1 protein-coding gene is annotated in these 455 nt (G+C 68.8%); it reads left to right on the plus strand.

The window, feature by feature from the left end; all coding sequences use genetic code 11:
- The coding region (locus I6F21_RS37790) for an aminotransferase class III-fold pyridoxal phosphate-dependent enzyme (protein WP_225184394.1) at positions 1-455 on the plus strand (455 nt) is incomplete at both ends.

A 455-nucleotide genomic window follows, 5' to 3' on the forward strand; every position in this document is an offset into this window, starting at 1 on the left:
ACGACCATCGTCGGGTTCTCCTCACACGATCAATATCGCTACGGATTCGGACCCTTCGCGGCGGGCTTCCGGCGCATTCCGTTCGGCGACGCCGATGCACTGCGTGCGGCGATCGGGCCCAACACGGGCGCCATCCTGATGGAGCCCGTGCAAGGCGAAGGCGGCATCGTCGAACCGCCTGCGGGCTACCTCAAGCTCGCGCGTGAACTTGCCACCCGGCACCACGTGCTCCTCGTCTGCGACGAGGTGCAAACGGGCCTAGGCCGCACCGGCGATGTGCTGGCGAGCTGGCACGAAGGCGTTGACGCCGATCTGGTGGTGCTGGGCAAGGCGCTCGGCGGCGGCATGGTGCCCGTATCGGCCATTGCCGGGCGCGAGGCGGTCATCGGCGTGTTCCACCCGGGCGACCACGGCTCCACGTTTGGCGGCAACCCGCTCGCAGCGCACATCGGACG

It is taken from the genome of Bradyrhizobium sp. NBAIM03 (assembly GCF_020194055.1).
GTDB lineage: Bacteria > Pseudomonadota > Alphaproteobacteria > Rhizobiales > Xanthobacteraceae > Bradyrhizobium > Bradyrhizobium yuanmingense.